Below are 14173 nucleotides of genomic sequence, written 5' to 3' on the forward strand. Positions count from 1 at the left end.
GGGCGGGGCGCGCCCGGGTCAGCCCGAGAGGGCTCCCCCGGCCTCCCCGTGGGCCCTGCGCCAGCGCACGAGAGCGTCCGCGATGCGGTCCGGGGCCGGCACGGACTCGAGGCCCAGCGGGACAGCGGCCCCGGCCAGGACGCGGTGCAGCTCCCTTCCCCTGCCTTCCGGCCACCGCCGGTCGCCGCCCTGTCCTGGGTCCGGTGACAGCGCCGCGCGGATCACGTCGGTGAACACCGACTGGGCCTTCTTGAAGTCCAGGAGCAGCCCCAGATCGTGCTGCCAGCCCCTCGCGCCTCCGGGAAGGACGCCCTCGACGGTGCTCACCCAACGCCTGGTGAGCCTGCGGGCCTGCCACTCCGGATACCGCATGAGGTACAGGTGGGTGGCCAGGTCGTAGAGCGGGTCGCCGACCATCGCGAGTTCCCAGTCGATGGTCCAGAGCCGCTGCTCGGGATCGACGATGAAGTTCTCGCGGTGGAGATCGGCGTGGAGCAGGCAGAAAGGACGCTCCGTCAGGCCCGACACGTGCTCTCTGAGGTTCTCGAACGTGCCCCCGTCCACCCCGACCTCCTCGAAGAGCGCCGCGAACTCGTCGAGGTTCGGCAGGTAGACGCTTTCCTCCATGAAGGAGACGAGCCGGTCGAGGAACCCGTTGGTGTCACCGTCCCGGGGGCGGTCCCCGGCTTCGCAGCGCCGCTTGACGACCAGTGTCTCCGGCCGCACCCCGGCCAGCTCGCGGAAGAGACCGACGACCTGCCGGAGCAGCGTGCCGGGGACCGGGAGACCGGACTTCCTCAGCGTGCCCAGCGTCTGCCCCTCGATGAACCGCTGCAGGCGCAGGCCGCCGAACTCCGTGATTCCCGGGATGCTCGTGATCCGGCCGCCCAGCGCGTGCAGAAGCTGCTCCTCCGAGGCGAAGCACCGCCGGTCGAACCACAGGAGACCGGCGCGCGGCTCCCGGCACTTCCAGCGGGTCGTCGAGAGCGCCCCCGCCTCGTCGCCCAGGGGGAACACGTAGGTCTCGTGGTGGTACCCCCGCAGCGGCCCCTCGACCGCGCTCGGGTCCCCGCACGCCTCGACCGCGTGCCGCAGGGCGAGGGAAGGTGTTTCGGGTGACATGGGCCCGTTTCTCGCGTGCTGGACCCTTCCGCGGGTCACAGAAGTGGCAGTACGTTACCTCCGCCACCACCGCGCTTCCCGCCGGACTCGTCCGTCCGGCGCATCCGTCCCCTCCGGGGGGCGCCCCGGCCCGGGCGTGCGCGCCGCGGCCCCACCGGTGTCCGTCCGCTCAGGGACGGTCCCGCGGGCCGGCCGTCAACGGCGGACCAGCCGGAGAACCGGTTCCAGGGAGTCCACGACCACCCCGGCGCCCGCGTCCCGCAGCAGTTTGCCCTTGTGTTCGTTGCGCGCGTAGCCGAGGAAGGGGACGCCGGCCGCCCGCGCGGCGAGCAGGTCCGTCGGGGCGTCCCCGATCATCAGGGCGGTCGCGGGAGCGGCCCCCATGGCGTTCAGGGCCCGGCGGATGCAGTGGGGTTCGGGTTTGAGGTGGCTCAGCTCCTGGGTGCGGCCGTATATGTGGGGCGCGAAGCAGGCGCCGAGGCCGCGGGAGGCGAGGTACTCGCGCACCACGCGCGGGGAGTTGTTGGTGGCGACGGCCAGCCGGGAACCCACCGCGGTCCAGGTGCGGATCAGCGGATCGGCGTACGGGGTGGGCATCGCCGAGGCGGTGGCGCGCAGTTCCTCCTGGGTGAGCCGTTCCTCCAGCTCCGCGACCAGGTCGCTGCCGGGGTGCCGGCGGTCGACGGCGCGCAGGACGACGTGCGGATCCAGGGATTCGCGTTCCGTCTCCGTCAGCAGGCCGTGCAGTCCCCGGCTCTCCAGCCAGGACGCCAGGTCGTTCGCCACCCGCTCCGCCGAGTGGCCCGCGAACAGGCGGCAGACGGGGCCGTCGAAGTCCCACAGCACGACACGGGCGCCTTCGATCAGGTGCCGCAGTCCATCGAGCTCGTCGTCGGTCTCGGTCCGCTTCTCGGCCGGCACCGCATCGGTCCGCTTCGTCTCAGAAGTCACTAGGAGAGTGTCAGCTCCGTCGTGATGGTTTCCCAGAGGGCGTCGAACCACTTCTGGGATTCCTCCACGAACGCCCGCTCCCGTTGCCCGTCCCGCTCGACGAAGGGGAAGAGGAGGGACTGGGAGCCCAGGGCGTCGTACATCTCCAGGGTGTGGCTCTCCCACTCCTCCTCGCGCCGGGTCAGCATGTAGTAGCCGATCAGCGCCTCCTCCCCGTTGAGCAGGTACAGCTTCACAGGCGGGGTGAACGGCAGCGCGCGAAGCGACACGTGTACGTCGATGCCGTGGGTGGCGCGCAGGGCCTGGAGGTTGTGCTGGAGCACCCGGGCCTGGGCGTTGCGCTGGGCCAGCCACCGCTCGTGGACCGGGTCGTCGGTGCCGTCCCGGCCCTCGACCGGGACGGGGAAGGCCAGGTTGATCCTCCGGGAGGGCAGCAGGAGGCGGACGTCGACCGACTCGGGGCGGGTACGGCCCTCGTGGATGTGCCGGACCGGTTCGCTCAGCGCCAGCATCAGGCTCTCGGCGGTCAGGCACACCGCGTCGATCCGCACGCGGGCCGCCGAGAACGCGGCCGTCAGGCGCGGTGCCAGTCCCACCATCGTCGGCTGGGGTTCCTCCCGCGCGGGGGCCGGTTCGGCGATCCGCGGCGGGCTGCCCTTGCTGACGTTGCTGAGCAGGCCGTCCTCCTGGAGGGCGCGCAGGGCCTGGCGAACGGTGCCGCGCTCCACGCCGAACTCCTCGGCGAGCTCGGCCTGGGTGGGCAGGCGGTCGCCCGCCTTGAGCTCGCCGGTCCGGATGCGTTCCCGCAGGATGTCGGCGATCTCCTGCGGCGGGACTCTGCTGCTGCCGTTCACTGACACGTTCTCCTGGGTCACGACCAAACGCTACAACTTTGATCCATATGGCGGGAGTTGCTTGGAAGTTGTTTATGAGTAGGTGCCAAGTGGGGACAACTCATACAGAGTTGGTTACCAACTTCCCCAAGTTGGCGATCCTCTGGTTCCGCAGCCCGGCCCACATCCGAAGGAGGAACACGCCATGCCCGTCCTCGCCCTCGTCTCCGCCGTCCTGGTCGTCACCGTCGAACAGCTCGTCCAGTGGAGGTACGGCGCGGCCGGCATCCTCGGCCTGCTGCTGCTCACCATGGGCATCAGGGCCAACAGGCCGGGGGTCAGCTCCGCCGGCGCGGTCCTGCTCGCCCTGCTGGTGTCGAGACCGGCCCTGTGAGAAGCGACCGCGGCCCCGAGCCCGTGGGAGGCGTCAGCCCGTGAGCACCAGCTCCGAGCTGATCGTCTCCCACAGTGCGTTGAACCACAGGGACGACTGCTCCACGAACGCGGTGTCCCGCAGGACGGTCCCCTGCTCGAAGGTGAACAGCAGGGACCGGACGCCCTGCGCGTCGTACGTCTCCAGGTCCTCCTGGTCGATCTGCGCCTTGCTGCGCGCCAGCGTGTAGTAGGCGAACAGCGCCTCCTCCCCGTTGAGCAGGTACAGCTTCACCGGCGGGGTGAACGGCAGCGCGCGGAAGGAGACGTGCACGTCGACGCCGTGGGTGGCGCGCAGCGCGAGGAGGTTGTGGCGGAGCACCTGGCCCTGGGCGTTGCGCTGGGCCAGCCACTGCTCGTGGACCGGGCCGTCGGCGCCGTCGCGCCCCTCGACCGGCACCGGGAAGGCGAGGTCGATGTTCCGGCTGGGCAGCAGGACCCGGACGTCGACCTTGGCCGGTTTCAGCCGCCCGGAGTGGATCTGGCGCAACGGCTCCCCGATGGCCAGGGTGAGGGAGACCGAGGTCAGACAGACGGCGTCGATCTCGACGTGCTCGGCCTCGAAGGCGGCGGCGATCCGGGGCGCGAGGCCCACGGTGGTGGGCAACGGGGGTGCCGAGGGGCCGGTCAGCGCCCTGCCGGGGTCCGCGGCGACGGTCGCCGGGGCACCCTTGGAGACGTTGGTGAGCAGGTGCTCGGACTGCAGGATGCGCAGCGCCTGGCGTACCGCCGGGCGCTCCACGCCGAACTCGGCGGCGAGCTGGGCCTGTGTGGGCATGCGCTGCCCCGCCCGCAACGCCCCGGACCTGATCCGCGCGCGCAGTTCGTCGGCCACCTCGCGATGTGTTCTCTGTGACCGCTGTGGCTTCTTCCGCCCATGGGCGGAGGCGTGTTCCGGGTCCACGGCCGAACACTACAACTTCCCGCCATCTTAAGGCAGTTCAGCGAAGGGTGGTTATAAGCCTCTTCCAAGTGGCTATAACTAGGAGCAAGTTGGTAACCAACTCCTACAACCTGGTTGGCAGACCGAAGGGTTGGCCATCAGGGAAAGGGTGGGGAGCCGCGACCGACAAGGGGGACCGCCATGCCGCTCATCGCCATCGTCCTCGCAGCCCTGGCCATCGGGTTCGAGCAACTCGTCCAGTGGAAGTACGGGCCGATGGGAATCATCGCCTTCGTCGCCCTCACCGTGGGCATCAAGGCACGCAACACCATGATCAGCGGCATCGGCGCGGTCATCCTCGTGATGCTGCTCGCCCAGTCCGGCTGACAGCACACAGCACGGACCGCCGGCCGGGCTCCCTTCCGGAGGGGAGCCGGGAGTCCCGCCGACGGGCACCACCCGCACCACCACAACCACAACTGAACAGCTCGCTACGGACGAGTCACCCGTCGTCGGCGGAAGGAGGAGGGCAGCAGGGGCGCGAGGGCGACAGCGCTCAGAACACGTCCGGGCACCACGGTCGCCTGGAGGTACGCAGCAGGGCGTCGGCCTCACGGGCGGCGCCCGCTCGTTCTTCCCGGACCCGGCCCAGCGCCGCAAGGCGCACCGCCGACTCGTCCCCCAGCCACAGCACGGACAGCTCGGCGACGTCCAGCGTGAGATCGGCGCTCCCGGTGGTCGGCGCACAGACCCCGGACCCGTCCGCGGACGCCTCCAGCCGGTAGCGTCCCCCGGCCAGGCCGGCCCGGTCCACCACCTCCAGCACCAGCGACCCCGCGGCCCCGTACGTCCGCGCCTCGAGGGCCCGTACGACGTCCAGCATCCGCACCCACATCCAGTCCGCCTGCGTGGTGAGGGCGGCGGCGCGCGGGTCCGGCAGGAAGTGCGGGAGCAGGTCGTCGGGCGCCCGCCAGCCGCTCCTGACCCTCACCACCCAGTCGATCGAACACAGGTAGAGCCACAGCGCGCGCTCGGCCGCCGGGGTCACCGCGGTCAGCCACTTCACCCGCGCCGTGTTCAACGGCTGCTTGGCGTCACCCCAGTTGTCGTCCGCCGTGTAGGCGGCCATGCCCTCGACCTCGCCGCCGGCCGAGCGGTACACCACGTAGTACGGCTCGTGGAAGGTCGGGTGGAAGCGCACGGCACCGGTGGTGACCTTCCACCACAGCTCGTCCCGGTCGACGGCACCCGGCTGCGCCCGGCGCAGCCGCTCGTGCAGCTCGGGGCCGAGCTTGCGGACGTCCTCCGCGTCCACCAGGTCGACCCGGCCGCCGTCCTGCGGACCCGGCCGGCGCGGGTCGAGACCGGCGCGCGGCACGTCGACCGTCCACTCGGCCGCCGTGGTGGCCGGGCCGAAGCCGTACCGGCCGTAGATCGGGTACTCGGCCGCGATCAGCGTCGCGACGACGTCCCCGCGCTCCTTGGCGGCGGTGAGGTCCCGCGCCATCATCCGGGTGAGCAGGCCGCGACGGCGGTGGGTGGCGGTGACGGTGACGTTGGTGACGGCGTCGGCGGGCACGGTCGCCCCGCCGACCGCCGTGAGCTCCTGCGCGAAGGACCGGAACGTCGCCACGCAGCGTCCGCCGTCGAAGGCCCCGACCGACCGGCCGGGCGTGAACTGCGCCCGGCGCGCGTCGAGGATCTCCTCGGACAGGGTGGGCTCCCGCAGGAACCCGGTGTTCAGGGCCCGTTGCCAGTCGGCGAACTCGGACTCGGTGATCGGGCGTACGTCGATGCCGTCGCGGGAGGTCATGGGCTCACGGTAGGTCGGCCGCGCGCCGGGTGTCGAAGAGGTTTTCCCCCGGAGGTTCCCCCTAGGGTTTTCCTCCGGGTTCCCCCGAGGTCTTCCCCGCGACGCTCACGCGAGCAGGTCGTCGACCTGTGCCTCCCCGTCCCGGTACCGGCGCGCGATCTCCGCGCTGCACTCGTCGGCCGTGCGCTGCAGCCGCTGCCGCCGCCGGGACACCTGCTGCTCGTACCGCACGAGCCGCCCCATCGCGGTGTTCAGCTCCCCGTCCGTGCGCGCGCCCAGGTCGGACAGCTCCACCTCGGCGAGCATCTCGGCCGCCAGCCGCCGGTACTCCTCGCTCCGCGGCGTCCCCAGCGTCACGTGCCGGGCGGAGGAACGGTGCCGGGCCGGGGCGTCCCGCAGGATCTCCCCCAGCCGCTCGACGACGGACGCCTCCCCGGGCGCGACGGCCGACGGCGCGCCCTCCGGCAGCAGACGCCGGGCCAGCTCCGCCCGCAGGATGTCGATCCGCCCCTGCAACAGCCGCCGTACATAACTGAGGTCGGCCTCGTCGCGCTGCGCGTCCCGCCGCACCGTGCGCAGCTCGGCCAGGCTGAGCACGATCAGATCGCGCACCGCCCGGTCCTCGGGCAGCACCGGACTGTCCGTGCGCTGTGTGGGCGGCCGGCAGAACTCCCGTTCCCCGATTCCCGCCTGGGTCGACGAGACAGCCCCGAGCGGCTGTCCGATCCCCGGTGTGCTCATGTGCCTCAACCGTCCCCTCGACCGGCATGTGCCAGCATCGTGCCACCCCAAGCGGCCGCAATGTGAGCGAGTGTCCCCGATCCGCCCCAGATGGGCGCTAAGGAGTAAAAATAGTCCGACCGGGGGCCCGCGCGGGCCGCCGTCGTCCGTCTGTTCGCCGACCGGCATGATGGTCGTATGCGAGCAGTGGTGCAGAGGGTCGACGGCGCGAGCGTGGTCGTGGACGGCGAGACGGTGGGGGCGATCGAGGGCGAGGGACTGTGCGTCCTCGTCGGCGTCACCCACGAGGACACCAAGGAGAAGGCGGCGCAGCTCGCCCGCAAGCTCTGGTCGGTCCGCATGCTCCAGGACGAGAAGTCGTGCAGCGACACCGGCGCCCCGCTGCTGGTGGTCAGCCAGTTCACCCTGTACGGCGACGCCCGCAAGGGCCGCCGCCCCACCTGGAACGCCGCCGCCCCCGGTGACCTCGCCGAGCCGCTGGTCGACGAGGTGGTGGCCCGGTTGCGCGCGCTGGGCGCGACGGTGGCGACGGGCCGCTTCGGCGCGAGGATGCGGGTGTCGCTGACCAACGACGGCCCGTTCACCGTCCTGCTGGAGATCTGAGCCGCACGGCTCAGGGCTCGACGACGGTCTCCTGCGCCGCCGCCGTCTCCCCGGCGAGCAGCCGCGCGTCCACCGGCACGTTCCGCTTCACCAGCGCCAGCGCGACAGGACCCAGCTCGTGGTGGCGAGCGGACGTGGTGACGAACCCGATCTTCCGCCCCTCGGCGCTGTCGTCCGCGAGCCGGATCTCCGTCCCCGGCACGGGCAGGTGGACCTCGCTGCCGTCCAGGTGCAGGAAGACCAGCCGGCGCGGCGGCTTCCCCAGGTTCTGCACCCGGGCCACCGTCTCCTGCCCCCGGTAGCAGCCCTTCTGCAGGTGCACGGCGGTGCCGATCCAGCCCAGCTCGTGCGGGATGGTGCGGTGGTCGGTCTCGAAGCCGAGCCGCGGCCGGTGCTGCTCGACCCGCAGCGCCTCGTGCGCGAGGATCCCGGCGGCCGGCCCGGCCTTCTCCGCGTACGACTCCAGGTCGCCGCGCGGCAGGAACAGGTCCCGCCCGTACGGCGTCTCGCGGACGGCGACCCCCTCGGGCACCTCCGCGATGGACCCGGCCGGCAGGTGCACCACCGCGGTGTCGGCGGTGCGGTCGGCGACCTCGACCCGGTAGAAGAACTTCATCGACTCCAGGTACGCGATCAGCGCCTCCTGGGTGCCGGGCTCGACGTGCGCCCAGACCGTCTCCCCGTCGTCGACCAGGTAGAGCGCGTGCTCGATGTGGCCGTTGGCGGAAAGTATCAGCGCCTCGGTGGCCCGGTGCGGCGGCAGGTCGCTGACGTGCTGGGTGAGCAGCAGGTGCAGCCAGGCCAGCCGTTCGGGACCGGAGACGGTGACGACCCCGCGGTGGGACAGGTCGACGAAACCGGTGCCGTCGGCGAGGGCGCGCTGCTCGCGGAACAGGTCGCCGTAGTGGGCGGCCACGCCTTCGTCCACGCCCTCGGCGGGGACGGCGCCGGGCAGGGTCAGCAGAGGGCTCTTCATGCGCCAAGCCTACGACTCGGTGGCCGGAGCCTTCCGGGAGCACTCCTCGCACCGGCCGAAGATCGCGAAGTGCTTCATGTCGGTGTCGAAACCGAACTGCTCGCGCAGCTTGGCGGTGAACTCGGCGGCCACCGAGAGGTCGGCCTCGATCACGTTCGTGCAGTCCCGGCAGACCAGGTGGATGTGGTGGTGCCGGTCGGCGAGGTGGTACGTCGGAGCGCCGTGCCCGAGGTGGGCGTGGCTGACCAGGCCCAGCTCCTCGAGGAGCTCCAGCGTGCGGTACACGGTGGAAATGTTGACCCCCGACGCCGTCTTCCTCACTTCGCCGAGGATCTCGTCGGGGGTCGCGTGTTCCAGGGTGTCCACGGCTTCGAGCACCAGCTGCCGCTGCGGGGTCAGCCGGTAGCCGCGCTGCCTGAGGTCGCTCTTCCAGTCGGTGCTCACCACACCTCGAGTCTAGAGCGACCCGTGCCTCCCCGAAGAGGGCCTGATCGAAGAAGGCCTACTTGAAGAAGGCGATCCCGTCGTCGGGCATGTCGTCGGGCAGGGCCTTGGCCCAGCGCTCGACCTCCTCCGGGGTGACGACCTTCTTCAGGTGCGCCGACATGTAGGGGCGCAGCTCGACCTCGGGGGTCTGCTTCTCGCCGACCCACATCAGGTCGCTCTTGACGTAGCCGTACAGCCGCTTGCCGGCGCTGTAGGGGCGGGAGGCGGCGGTGCGCGCCACCGCGTCCGTGACCAGGTCGATCTGCGGCTTCTGGTGGGCCAGCTCGCCGTACCAGATCTCGATGACGCCGTCGTCGCGGGTCATCGTCACCTCGACCTTGCGGTTCGCGTCGATCCGCCAGAAGCCGTGCTCCGATTCCAGCGGGCGGACCTTGTTGCCGTCGCCGTCCAGCACCCAGGTGTGGGAGCCGTACTCCAGGAAGTCCCGGCCGTCGTGGGTGAACGTGACCTCCTGGCCGAAGTTGCACTTCTCGGCGCCGGGGAAGTCGTGCACGCCCGCGCCGGCCCAGTTGCCGAGCAGGAAGGCGAGCGGGACGAGGTCCTTGTGCAGGTCGGACGGGATCTCGATCATGAGCGGAACTTCCTGGCGTCGGTGGTCAGCGCTGACCCTGGTACAGCTTCTTCACGGTCAGCCCGGCGAAGGCGAGAACGCCGACGGCGACCAGGACCAGCAGGGCTTCGAAGAAGATAACCACGGGGTGCTCCTTGAGCGGGGGGTGCGGTGGTGTGCACGGGGCCGGGCCCCAGCTTACGCGGCCGGGGCCCGGCCCTGTCGTGCGAGGTGCGCCTCCCGCGCCTCAGCCCAGCAGCTGGCTCTGCAGCACGACCGTCTGCCGGAACGGCACGGCGGGCGCGGTCCCCTTCCGGGACTGCAGCACGACGGCGAGGACGTCACCGGCGGCGAGGTAGGCCTGCCGGTCCTGTTCGGCGCCGTACGGCTCGGTCTCGACCTGGGCCGAGCGCTGGACCCCCGCGACCTCCGACTTCACCGGGAACGACTCGTCGTTGTCGACGCTCTCGGCGCCCTTCACCGAGTAGGCCGAGGTGTACGAGAAGTGGGGTTTGAAGAAGGAGGACTCCACCACGGCCGCGGTGTCGAACCGCAGCAGGTAGATCCGCGTCCGGGTGCCGTCCGCGGTCGTCCAGCCGCGGGCCGCGACGTGCCGCAGACCGTTGTCGACGAGCTCCTGCCGGAAGGTGTCCCGGTCGTCCTCCTGGTACTCCTCGAGGAAGTCGTCCATGTCCAGCCAGCCGTCCGTGCCGCGCAGCGCCTCGTCCTCCTCCGCCCCCTCGGGGGCGGGCAGCAGGAGGGCGCGCAGGTCGGCGTGGTGGGTGCCGGCCGGATTGGACTCCGCCTGCGGTCCGGGGCTGCCGACGGGCAGCGGCGGCTTCGTCAGCTCCGGGTACTCCCACCGCCCGTCGGAGGCGGTCGCCAGGCCGGGCACGTCCGTCCGTTCCATGCGGGTGATGCCGTACGCCGTGCCCGCGCCGGCCACGGCGAAGACGGCCACGGCGGCGGTCCAGCGCAGGGCGGCGCGCAGCACCCGGCGGTCCTTGCGCGCCGGCCGCCCGGGACCGGCCACCGCCTCCGGTGCGGCCGGTACGACGGGTGGCTGCGCGGGCGGGGTGGGTACGAGGGTCTGCGGCTGCTCGGTCATACGGCCTTCCCCGGTTCGTCGATGCGGTCGAGCTGCGCGCGGAAGAGTGCGGCGACACTCTTGGTGTCCAGCGGCTTCGCGCCGTCCGCGGTGAGGGTGACCAGGACGTTCCCGACGCGGGCCGAGCACTGCATCATGTCGAGGTCGGTCTCCGCGTCCGCCGGCGGCAGGAAGCACTGGGCGTCCTCGTGGCCCTTGATCCTCGGCCCCTCGCGGAAGATGTCGAGGGCGTCGAGGAACTCGGTCTGGAACCGCGCGAAGTCCCGCACGGCGGCCTTGTTCTCCATCCGGGCGAGCACGATGCCCACGGTGTGGACCTCGTCCTCGTTGTAGACGCTGTTCGATCCGCTGGTGTAGCTGCGCATCGCCATGCCCTCGACGCGCCAGCTGTCGATCTCCTTCTCCAGCCGCTTGCGCTGGGAGCGCGGCAGATCGCGCAGCGACTCCTTCTGCAGCGCCGTGGCCCGGGCGCCGCTGAGCCGCGTGTCCGAGCCGAACTCGCCGAAGTCGGGCCCCGGGAACCAGTGGTCGTACCCGTACGGCACGAGCATCGCGGCCAGCCCCTGCTGCTCGGTCTGCTCGCCCTCGGCGGCCGCGGCCTCGGGGAACTTCCAGGTGGCCGCGCCGGCCTCGCGGTCGGCGTCCCGCACGGTCACGACGGTGTGGCCGACGCCCGCGACGACGGCGCCGGCGAGCAGCACGGAGCCGACGACGGACGCGACGCGGCCCCACCGCACGGGCCGCTTCGCGGGGGCCGCGGCGGGAGCGTCGTCGGGGACGGGCGGCAGGGGTGCCGGGCTCTGCGTCTCGTTCACAGCCGCTCCATCTGCCGCTCGGCCAGGTCCATGATCATTTCCTTGGGAACGGGCTTGGTTCCGTACACCCAGATCTCCATGGAGACGTCGCCGCGCCAGGCGTGCGCCTCCGCGGCGTACAGGGGTTCGTAGCCGGGTTCGACGTCGGGGCTGTTGTGGACGTACGCCCTGCCGTCCCCGGTACCGGGGACGGCCCAGCTGTCCGTCTCCTCCGCGTCGTCCGCCCAGTACCGGCCGTTCTCGGCGTTGTCGGCGGCCGCCAGGCCCTCCTCCTGGCGGAACTGGACCAGCCGGATCTCCACGCTGTAGTCGTCGTCGTCGAGCCAGCCGACGACGGCCGCCCTGCGGAACCCGTCCATGGCCAGCTGCCCGAACATCGAGCCGGACTCCTCGTAGTAACCGGCGTACTCGGCGAGGTCCATCCAGCCGTCCTCGCCCGTCGGCCAGTCGGGCTCCCGGGTGCCGCGCGGCTTCTCCAGCAGCAGTTCACGCAGGTCGCCGTCGGTCTTCACGCGGCGGTCCCGGTCGGCCGACAACGGCTCGGGCGCCTCGCCCCCGGACTGCGTGAGCACCGGCTGCGACAGCGGCGGCAGCCCGGTGGGCTCGCGGTCGGCCTGTACGAGATATCCGGCGCAGGTCCCGGCGACCACGCCGAGCACGGCCGCGGCGGCGATCAGCACGGTCGTCCGCCCCGGCCGGCGTTTCCGGGACGCGTCCGGAGACGGGGCATCCGAACGCCCGTCCACCGGGGCCTTAGGGGCCTCAGGGGCGGCCTCCGGCGCGTCCGCCGGTCTCGGTGCGTCCGGCGCGTCGGCTGCTTCTTCGGGTTGTTCCAAGACGTCCCCCACAGAAGGTGAAGCGCGTATTCCGTCTACGCGCGCACAGGAGACCCACAGACGCCGGCCGAAGTTGTGGCGATCATGATTACGATTCGGCCATGGCCAAGAAGCTTGTGATCAAAGTGACCGCGGGAACCGACGCACCCGAGCGCTGCTCGCAGGCGTTCACGGTGGCGGCGGTGGCCGCGGCCAGCGGTGTCGAGGTCTCCCTGTGGCTCACCGGCGAGTCCTCGTGGTTCGCCCTGCCGGGCCGCGCCGCCGAGTTCGAACTGCCGCACGCCGCCCCGCTGCCCGACCTGCTGGACTCGGTCCTGGCCACCGGCCGGATCACCCTGTGCACCCAGTGCGCGGCCCGCCGCGACATCACCGAGAAGGACGTCATCGAGGGCGTGCGCATCGCCGGCGCGCAGGTCTTCGTCCAGGAGTCCCTGGCCGACGGCACCCAGGCGCTCGTCTACTGAGCGGTCCGCCCTACCGGGGCCGTTTCCTGCCGTCCAGTTCGTCCCACCACTCGTCGGACGTCGGGTCGCCGGACGGATCGTCCCACCAGCGGTCCTCCGGGCCCCGCCGGTTGGCGACCATCGCGGCGACCGGCGGGATGACCATGGCCACCAGGCACATGCCCACGGCCGCCGGCACCGACCACAGCCGCACCACGCCCCAGGCCAGGACGAACAGCCCGACGCAGGTGCCCATCAGGGCGAAGTAGGCGTGCCGCCTGCGCGCGTACATGCGTCCAGCGTAGGTCCGGACACGCCGGAGGGCCGCACCCCGGGCGTCCAACCCGCGGGGTGCGGCCCTCCGGCCGTTCCCGTGTCCTCAGACCGCGATCGCGACCTCGGCCAGACCGCCCTGCTGGGCGACGACCGTGCGGTCGGCGGTGCCGCCGGGCACCAGGGCGCGGACGGTCCAGGTGCCCTCCGCCGCGTAGAAGCGGAACTGTCCGGTGGCGGAGGTCGGGACCTCCGCGGTGAACTCGCCGGTCGAGTCCAGCAGACGGACGTAGCCCGTCACCGGCTCTCCGTCGCGCGTCACCTGGCCCTGGATGGTGGTCTCACCGGGCTTGATCGTCGAGGCGTCCGGGCCGCCGGCCTTCGCACCGCACATGTCGTACTCCTGAAGTGGTCTGGAAAGGTCGGTGGGGAGGGGTTACTTGCCGGGGCCGAGCTCGATCGGCACGCCGACGAGGGAGCCGTACTCGGTCCAGGAGCCGTCGTAGTTCTTGACGTTCTCCACGCCGAGCAGCTCGTGCAGCACGAACCAGGTCAGCGCGGAGCGCTCGCCGATGCGGCAGTAGGCGATGGTGTCCTTGGCCAGGTCGACCTGCTCGGCCTCGTAGAGCGCCTTGAGCTCGTCGTCGGACTTGAAGGTGCCGTCGTCGTTGGCGTTCTTCGACCACGGGATGTTGGCGGCGGTCGGGACGTGGCCCGGGCGCTGCGACTGCTCCTGCGGCAGGTGGGCCGGGGCGAGCAGCTTGCCGGAGAACTCGTCGGGCGAGCGCACGTCGACCAGGTTCTGCGCGCCGATGGCGGCCACGACGTCGTCGCGGAAGGCACGAATGGAGGTGTCCTGGGCCTTCGCCTTGTAGTCGGTCTTCGGCCGCTCCGGCACCTCGTCGCCGGGGACCAGCTCGCGGGCGTCGAGCTCCCACTTCTTGCGGCCGCCGTCGAGGAGCTTGACGTTCTCGTGGCCGTACAGCTTGAAGTACCAGTAGGCGTACGAGGCGAACCAGTTGTTGTTGCCGCCGTAGAGGACGACCGTGTGGTCGTTGGCGATGCCCTTGTCCGACAGGAGCTTCTCGAAGCCCTCCTGGTCGACGAAGTCACGGCGGACCGGGTCCTGCAGGTCCTTGGTCCAGTCGATCCGGATGGCGTTCTTGATGTGGTTCTTCTCGTAGGCGGACGTGTCCTCGTCCACCTCGACGATGGCGATGGTCGGGTCGTCCAGGTGCTCCTGGACCCAGTCGGCGTCGACCAGGACGTCGCTGCGGCTCATGCTTC

19 protein-coding genes are annotated in these 14173 nt (G+C 71.4%); 4 read left to right on the plus strand and 15 right to left on the minus strand.

Going from position 1 to position 14173, the window contains the following annotated elements; genetic code table 11:
• Nucleotides 1–18: 18 nt before the first annotated feature.
• The 3 genes from AB0A94_RS23175 to AB0A94_RS23185 form a co-directional block, all read right to left on the minus strand.
• Nucleotides 19–1122, minus strand: a complete 1104-nt coding sequence (locus tag AB0A94_RS23175; RefSeq protein WP_361747108.1) for a phosphotransferase — start codon at nucleotides 1120–1122, stop codon at nucleotides 19–21.
• 195 nt (nucleotides 1123–1317) lie between these two features.
• Nucleotides 1318–2073: an HAD family hydrolase gene (locus AB0A94_RS23180; protein WP_361747110.1), complete on the minus strand. Its 756-nt coding sequence runs from the start codon at nucleotides 2071–2073 to the stop codon at nucleotides 1318–1320.
• Nucleotides 2073–2954 (minus strand): winged helix-turn-helix domain-containing protein, encoded by an 882-nt coding sequence (locus AB0A94_RS23185; RefSeq protein ID WP_361747112.1) that lies wholly within the window; start codon nucleotides 2952–2954, stop codon nucleotides 2073–2075. The genes AB0A94_RS23180 and AB0A94_RS23185 overlap by 1 nt, the downstream gene beginning before the upstream one ends.
• A gap of 157 nt (nucleotides 2955–3111) precedes the next feature.
• Between AB0A94_RS23185 and AB0A94_RS23190 the strand changes: the two genes are divergently transcribed.
• Nucleotides 3112–3300: a hypothetical protein gene (locus AB0A94_RS23190; RefSeq protein WP_361747114.1), complete on the plus strand. Its 189-nt coding sequence runs from the start codon at nucleotides 3112–3114 to the stop codon at nucleotides 3298–3300.
• Nucleotides 3301–3333: 33 nt separating this feature from the next.
• Here AB0A94_RS23190 and AB0A94_RS23195 read toward each other — a convergent pair whose 3' ends face one another.
• The gene (locus tag AB0A94_RS23195; RefSeq protein ID WP_361747116.1) at nucleotides 3334–4173 is read right to left on the minus strand and encodes a winged helix-turn-helix domain-containing protein; all 840 of its coding nucleotides are present in this window, start codon (nucleotides 4171–4173) and stop codon (nucleotides 3334–3336) included.
• Between the two features lie 249 nt (nucleotides 4174–4422).
• On the opposite strand from AB0A94_RS23195, the gene AB0A94_RS23200 reads away from it, so the two are divergent.
• Nucleotides 4423–4608, plus strand: a complete 186-nt coding sequence (locus tag AB0A94_RS23200; RefSeq protein ID WP_073934300.1) for a hypothetical protein — start codon at nucleotides 4423–4425, stop codon at nucleotides 4606–4608.
• 169 nt (nucleotides 4609–4777) lie between these two features.
• Here AB0A94_RS23200 and AB0A94_RS23205 read toward each other — a convergent pair whose 3' ends face one another.
• Both AB0A94_RS23205 and AB0A94_RS23210 read right to left on the minus strand, forming a co-directional pair.
• Complete coding sequence (locus tag AB0A94_RS23205; protein WP_361747118.1) at nucleotides 4778–6034, minus strand: GNAT family N-acetyltransferase; 1257 nt, start codon at nucleotides 6032–6034, stop codon at nucleotides 4778–4780.
• A 105-nt stretch (nucleotides 6035–6139) separates the two neighbouring features.
• On the minus strand, nucleotides 6140–6775 hold the full coding sequence (locus AB0A94_RS23210; protein ID WP_361747120.1) for an aerial mycelium formation protein: 636 nt from the start codon (nucleotides 6773–6775) through the stop codon (nucleotides 6140–6142).
• Nucleotides 6776–6952: 177 nt separating this feature from the next.
• Here AB0A94_RS23210 and dtd point away from each other — a divergent pair, with 177 nt between their 5' ends.
• Nucleotides 6953–7378, plus strand: coding sequence for a D-aminoacyl-tRNA deacylase (gene dtd / locus AB0A94_RS23215; RefSeq protein WP_361747122.1), 426 nt, complete (start codon nucleotides 6953–6955; stop codon nucleotides 7376–7378).
• 10 nt (nucleotides 7379–7388) lie between these two features.
• Here the strand turns inward: dtd and AB0A94_RS23220 are convergent, their stop codons facing one another.
• The 6 genes from AB0A94_RS23220 to AB0A94_RS23245 form a co-directional block, all read right to left on the minus strand.
• Complete coding sequence (locus AB0A94_RS23220) at nucleotides 7389–8354, minus strand: folate-binding protein (protein ID WP_361747124.1); 966 nt, start codon at nucleotides 8352–8354, stop codon at nucleotides 7389–7391.
• A gap of 9 nt (nucleotides 8355–8363) precedes the next feature.
• Nucleotides 8364–8801 carry a transcriptional repressor gene (locus tag AB0A94_RS23225; protein ID WP_361747126.1) on the minus strand — a complete coding sequence of 146 codons (438 nt, stop codon included), beginning with the start codon at nucleotides 8799–8801 and terminating at the stop codon, nucleotides 8364–8366.
• Between the two features lie 55 nt (nucleotides 8802–8856).
• Nucleotides 8857–9432 (minus strand): FABP family protein, encoded by a 576-nt coding sequence (locus AB0A94_RS23230; protein WP_217128721.1) that lies wholly within the window; start codon nucleotides 9430–9432, stop codon nucleotides 8857–8859.
• Between the two features lie 226 nt (nucleotides 9433–9658).
• Nucleotides 9659–10519, minus strand: coding sequence for a hypothetical protein (locus AB0A94_RS23235; RefSeq protein ID WP_361747128.1), 861 nt, complete (start codon nucleotides 10517–10519; stop codon nucleotides 9659–9661).
• Nucleotides 10516–11334, minus strand: coding sequence for a hypothetical protein (locus tag AB0A94_RS23240; protein ID WP_361747130.1), 819 nt, complete (start codon nucleotides 11332–11334; stop codon nucleotides 10516–10518). Before AB0A94_RS23240 ends, AB0A94_RS23235 begins: the two co-directional genes overlap by 4 nt.
• The gene (locus tag AB0A94_RS23245; RefSeq protein WP_361747133.1) at nucleotides 11331–12014 is read right to left on the minus strand and encodes a hypothetical protein; all 684 of its coding nucleotides are present in this window, start codon (nucleotides 12012–12014) and stop codon (nucleotides 11331–11333) included. Before AB0A94_RS23245 ends, AB0A94_RS23240 begins: the two co-directional genes overlap by 4 nt.
• 257 nt (nucleotides 12015–12271) lie before the next feature.
• Between AB0A94_RS23245 and AB0A94_RS23250 the strand changes: the two genes are divergently transcribed.
• Entirely contained in the window at nucleotides 12272–12634 is a 363-nt protein-coding gene (locus tag AB0A94_RS23250) for a DsrE family protein (protein ID WP_361747135.1), read from the plus strand.
• Between the two features lie 10 nt (nucleotides 12635–12644).
• On the opposite strand, the gene AB0A94_RS23255 is transcribed toward AB0A94_RS23250, so the two are convergent.
• The 3 genes from AB0A94_RS23255 to AB0A94_RS23265 all read right to left on the minus strand — a co-directional run bounded on the left by AB0A94_RS23255 (nucleotide 12645) and on the right by AB0A94_RS23265 (nucleotide 14168).
• Nucleotides 12645–12905: a DUF3099 domain-containing protein gene (locus AB0A94_RS23255; protein WP_361747137.1), complete on the minus strand. Its 261-nt coding sequence runs from the start codon at nucleotides 12903–12905 to the stop codon at nucleotides 12645–12647.
• An 87-nt stretch (nucleotides 12906–12992) separates the two neighbouring features.
• Nucleotides 12993–13280 carry a DUF1416 domain-containing protein gene (locus AB0A94_RS23260; RefSeq protein ID WP_004986406.1) on the minus strand — a complete coding sequence of 96 codons (288 nt, stop codon included), beginning with the start codon at nucleotides 13278–13280 and terminating at the stop codon, nucleotides 12993–12995.
• Between the two features lie 42 nt (nucleotides 13281–13322).
• Nucleotides 13323–14168 carry a sulfurtransferase gene (locus AB0A94_RS23265; RefSeq protein ID WP_217128726.1) on the minus strand — a complete coding sequence of 282 codons (846 nt, stop codon included), beginning with the start codon at nucleotides 14166–14168 and terminating at the stop codon, nucleotides 13323–13325.
• Nucleotides 14169–14173 lie beyond the last annotated feature (5 nt).

This window comes from Streptomyces sp. NPDC044984, assembly GCF_040646935.1.
Classification (GTDB): domain Bacteria; phylum Actinomycetota; class Actinomycetes; order Streptomycetales; family Streptomycetaceae; genus Streptomyces.

What these genes read in the sequence shown, in the direction of transcription:
- AB0A94_RS23175 (WP_361747108.1), bottom strand. Translation starts at nt 1,122, where the DNA reads ATGTCACCCGAAACACCTTCCCTCGCCCTGCGGCACGCGGTCGAGGCG.
- AB0A94_RS23190 (WP_361747114.1), top strand. Translation starts at nt 3,112, where the DNA reads ATGCCCGTCCTCGCCCTCGTCTCCGCCGTCCTGGTCGTCACCGTCGAA.
- AB0A94_RS23200 (WP_073934300.1), top strand. Translation starts at nt 4,423, where the DNA reads ATGCCGCTCATCGCCATCGTCCTCGCAGCCCTGGCCATCGGGTTCGAG.
- AB0A94_RS23205 (WP_361747118.1), bottom strand. Translation starts at nt 6,034, where the DNA reads ATGACCTCCCGCGACGGCATCGACGTACGCCCGATCACCGAGTCCGAG.
- AB0A94_RS23210 (WP_361747120.1), bottom strand. Translation starts at nt 6,775, where the DNA reads ATGAGCACACCGGGGATCGGACAGCCGCTCGGGGCTGTCTCGTCGACC.
- dtd (WP_361747122.1), top strand. Translation starts at nt 6,953, where the DNA reads ATGCGAGCAGTGGTGCAGAGGGTCGACGGCGCGAGCGTGGTCGTGGAC.
- AB0A94_RS23220 (WP_361747124.1), bottom strand. Translation starts at nt 8,354, where the DNA reads ATGAAGAGCCCTCTGCTGACCCTGCCCGGCGCCGTCCCCGCCGAGGGC.
- AB0A94_RS23230 (WP_217128721.1), bottom strand. Translation starts at nt 9,432, where the DNA reads ATGATCGAGATCCCGTCCGACCTGCACAAGGACCTCGTCCCGCTCGCC.
- AB0A94_RS23235 (WP_361747128.1), bottom strand. Translation starts at nt 10,519, where the DNA reads ATGACCGAGCAGCCGCAGACCCTCGTACCCACCCCGCCCGCGCAGCCA.
- AB0A94_RS23250 (WP_361747135.1), top strand. Translation starts at nt 12,272, where the DNA reads ATGGCCAAGAAGCTTGTGATCAAAGTGACCGCGGGAACCGACGCACCC.
- AB0A94_RS23255 (WP_361747137.1), bottom strand. Translation starts at nt 12,905, where the DNA reads ATGTACGCGCGCAGGCGGCACGCCTACTTCGCCCTGATGGGCACCTGC.
- AB0A94_RS23260 (WP_004986406.1), bottom strand. Translation starts at nt 13,280, where the DNA reads ATGTGCGGTGCGAAGGCCGGCGGCCCGGACGCCTCGACGATCAAGCCC.
- AB0A94_RS23265 (WP_217128726.1), bottom strand. Translation starts at nt 14,168, where the DNA reads ATGAGCCGCAGCGACGTCCTGGTCGACGCCGACTGGGTCCAGGAGCAC.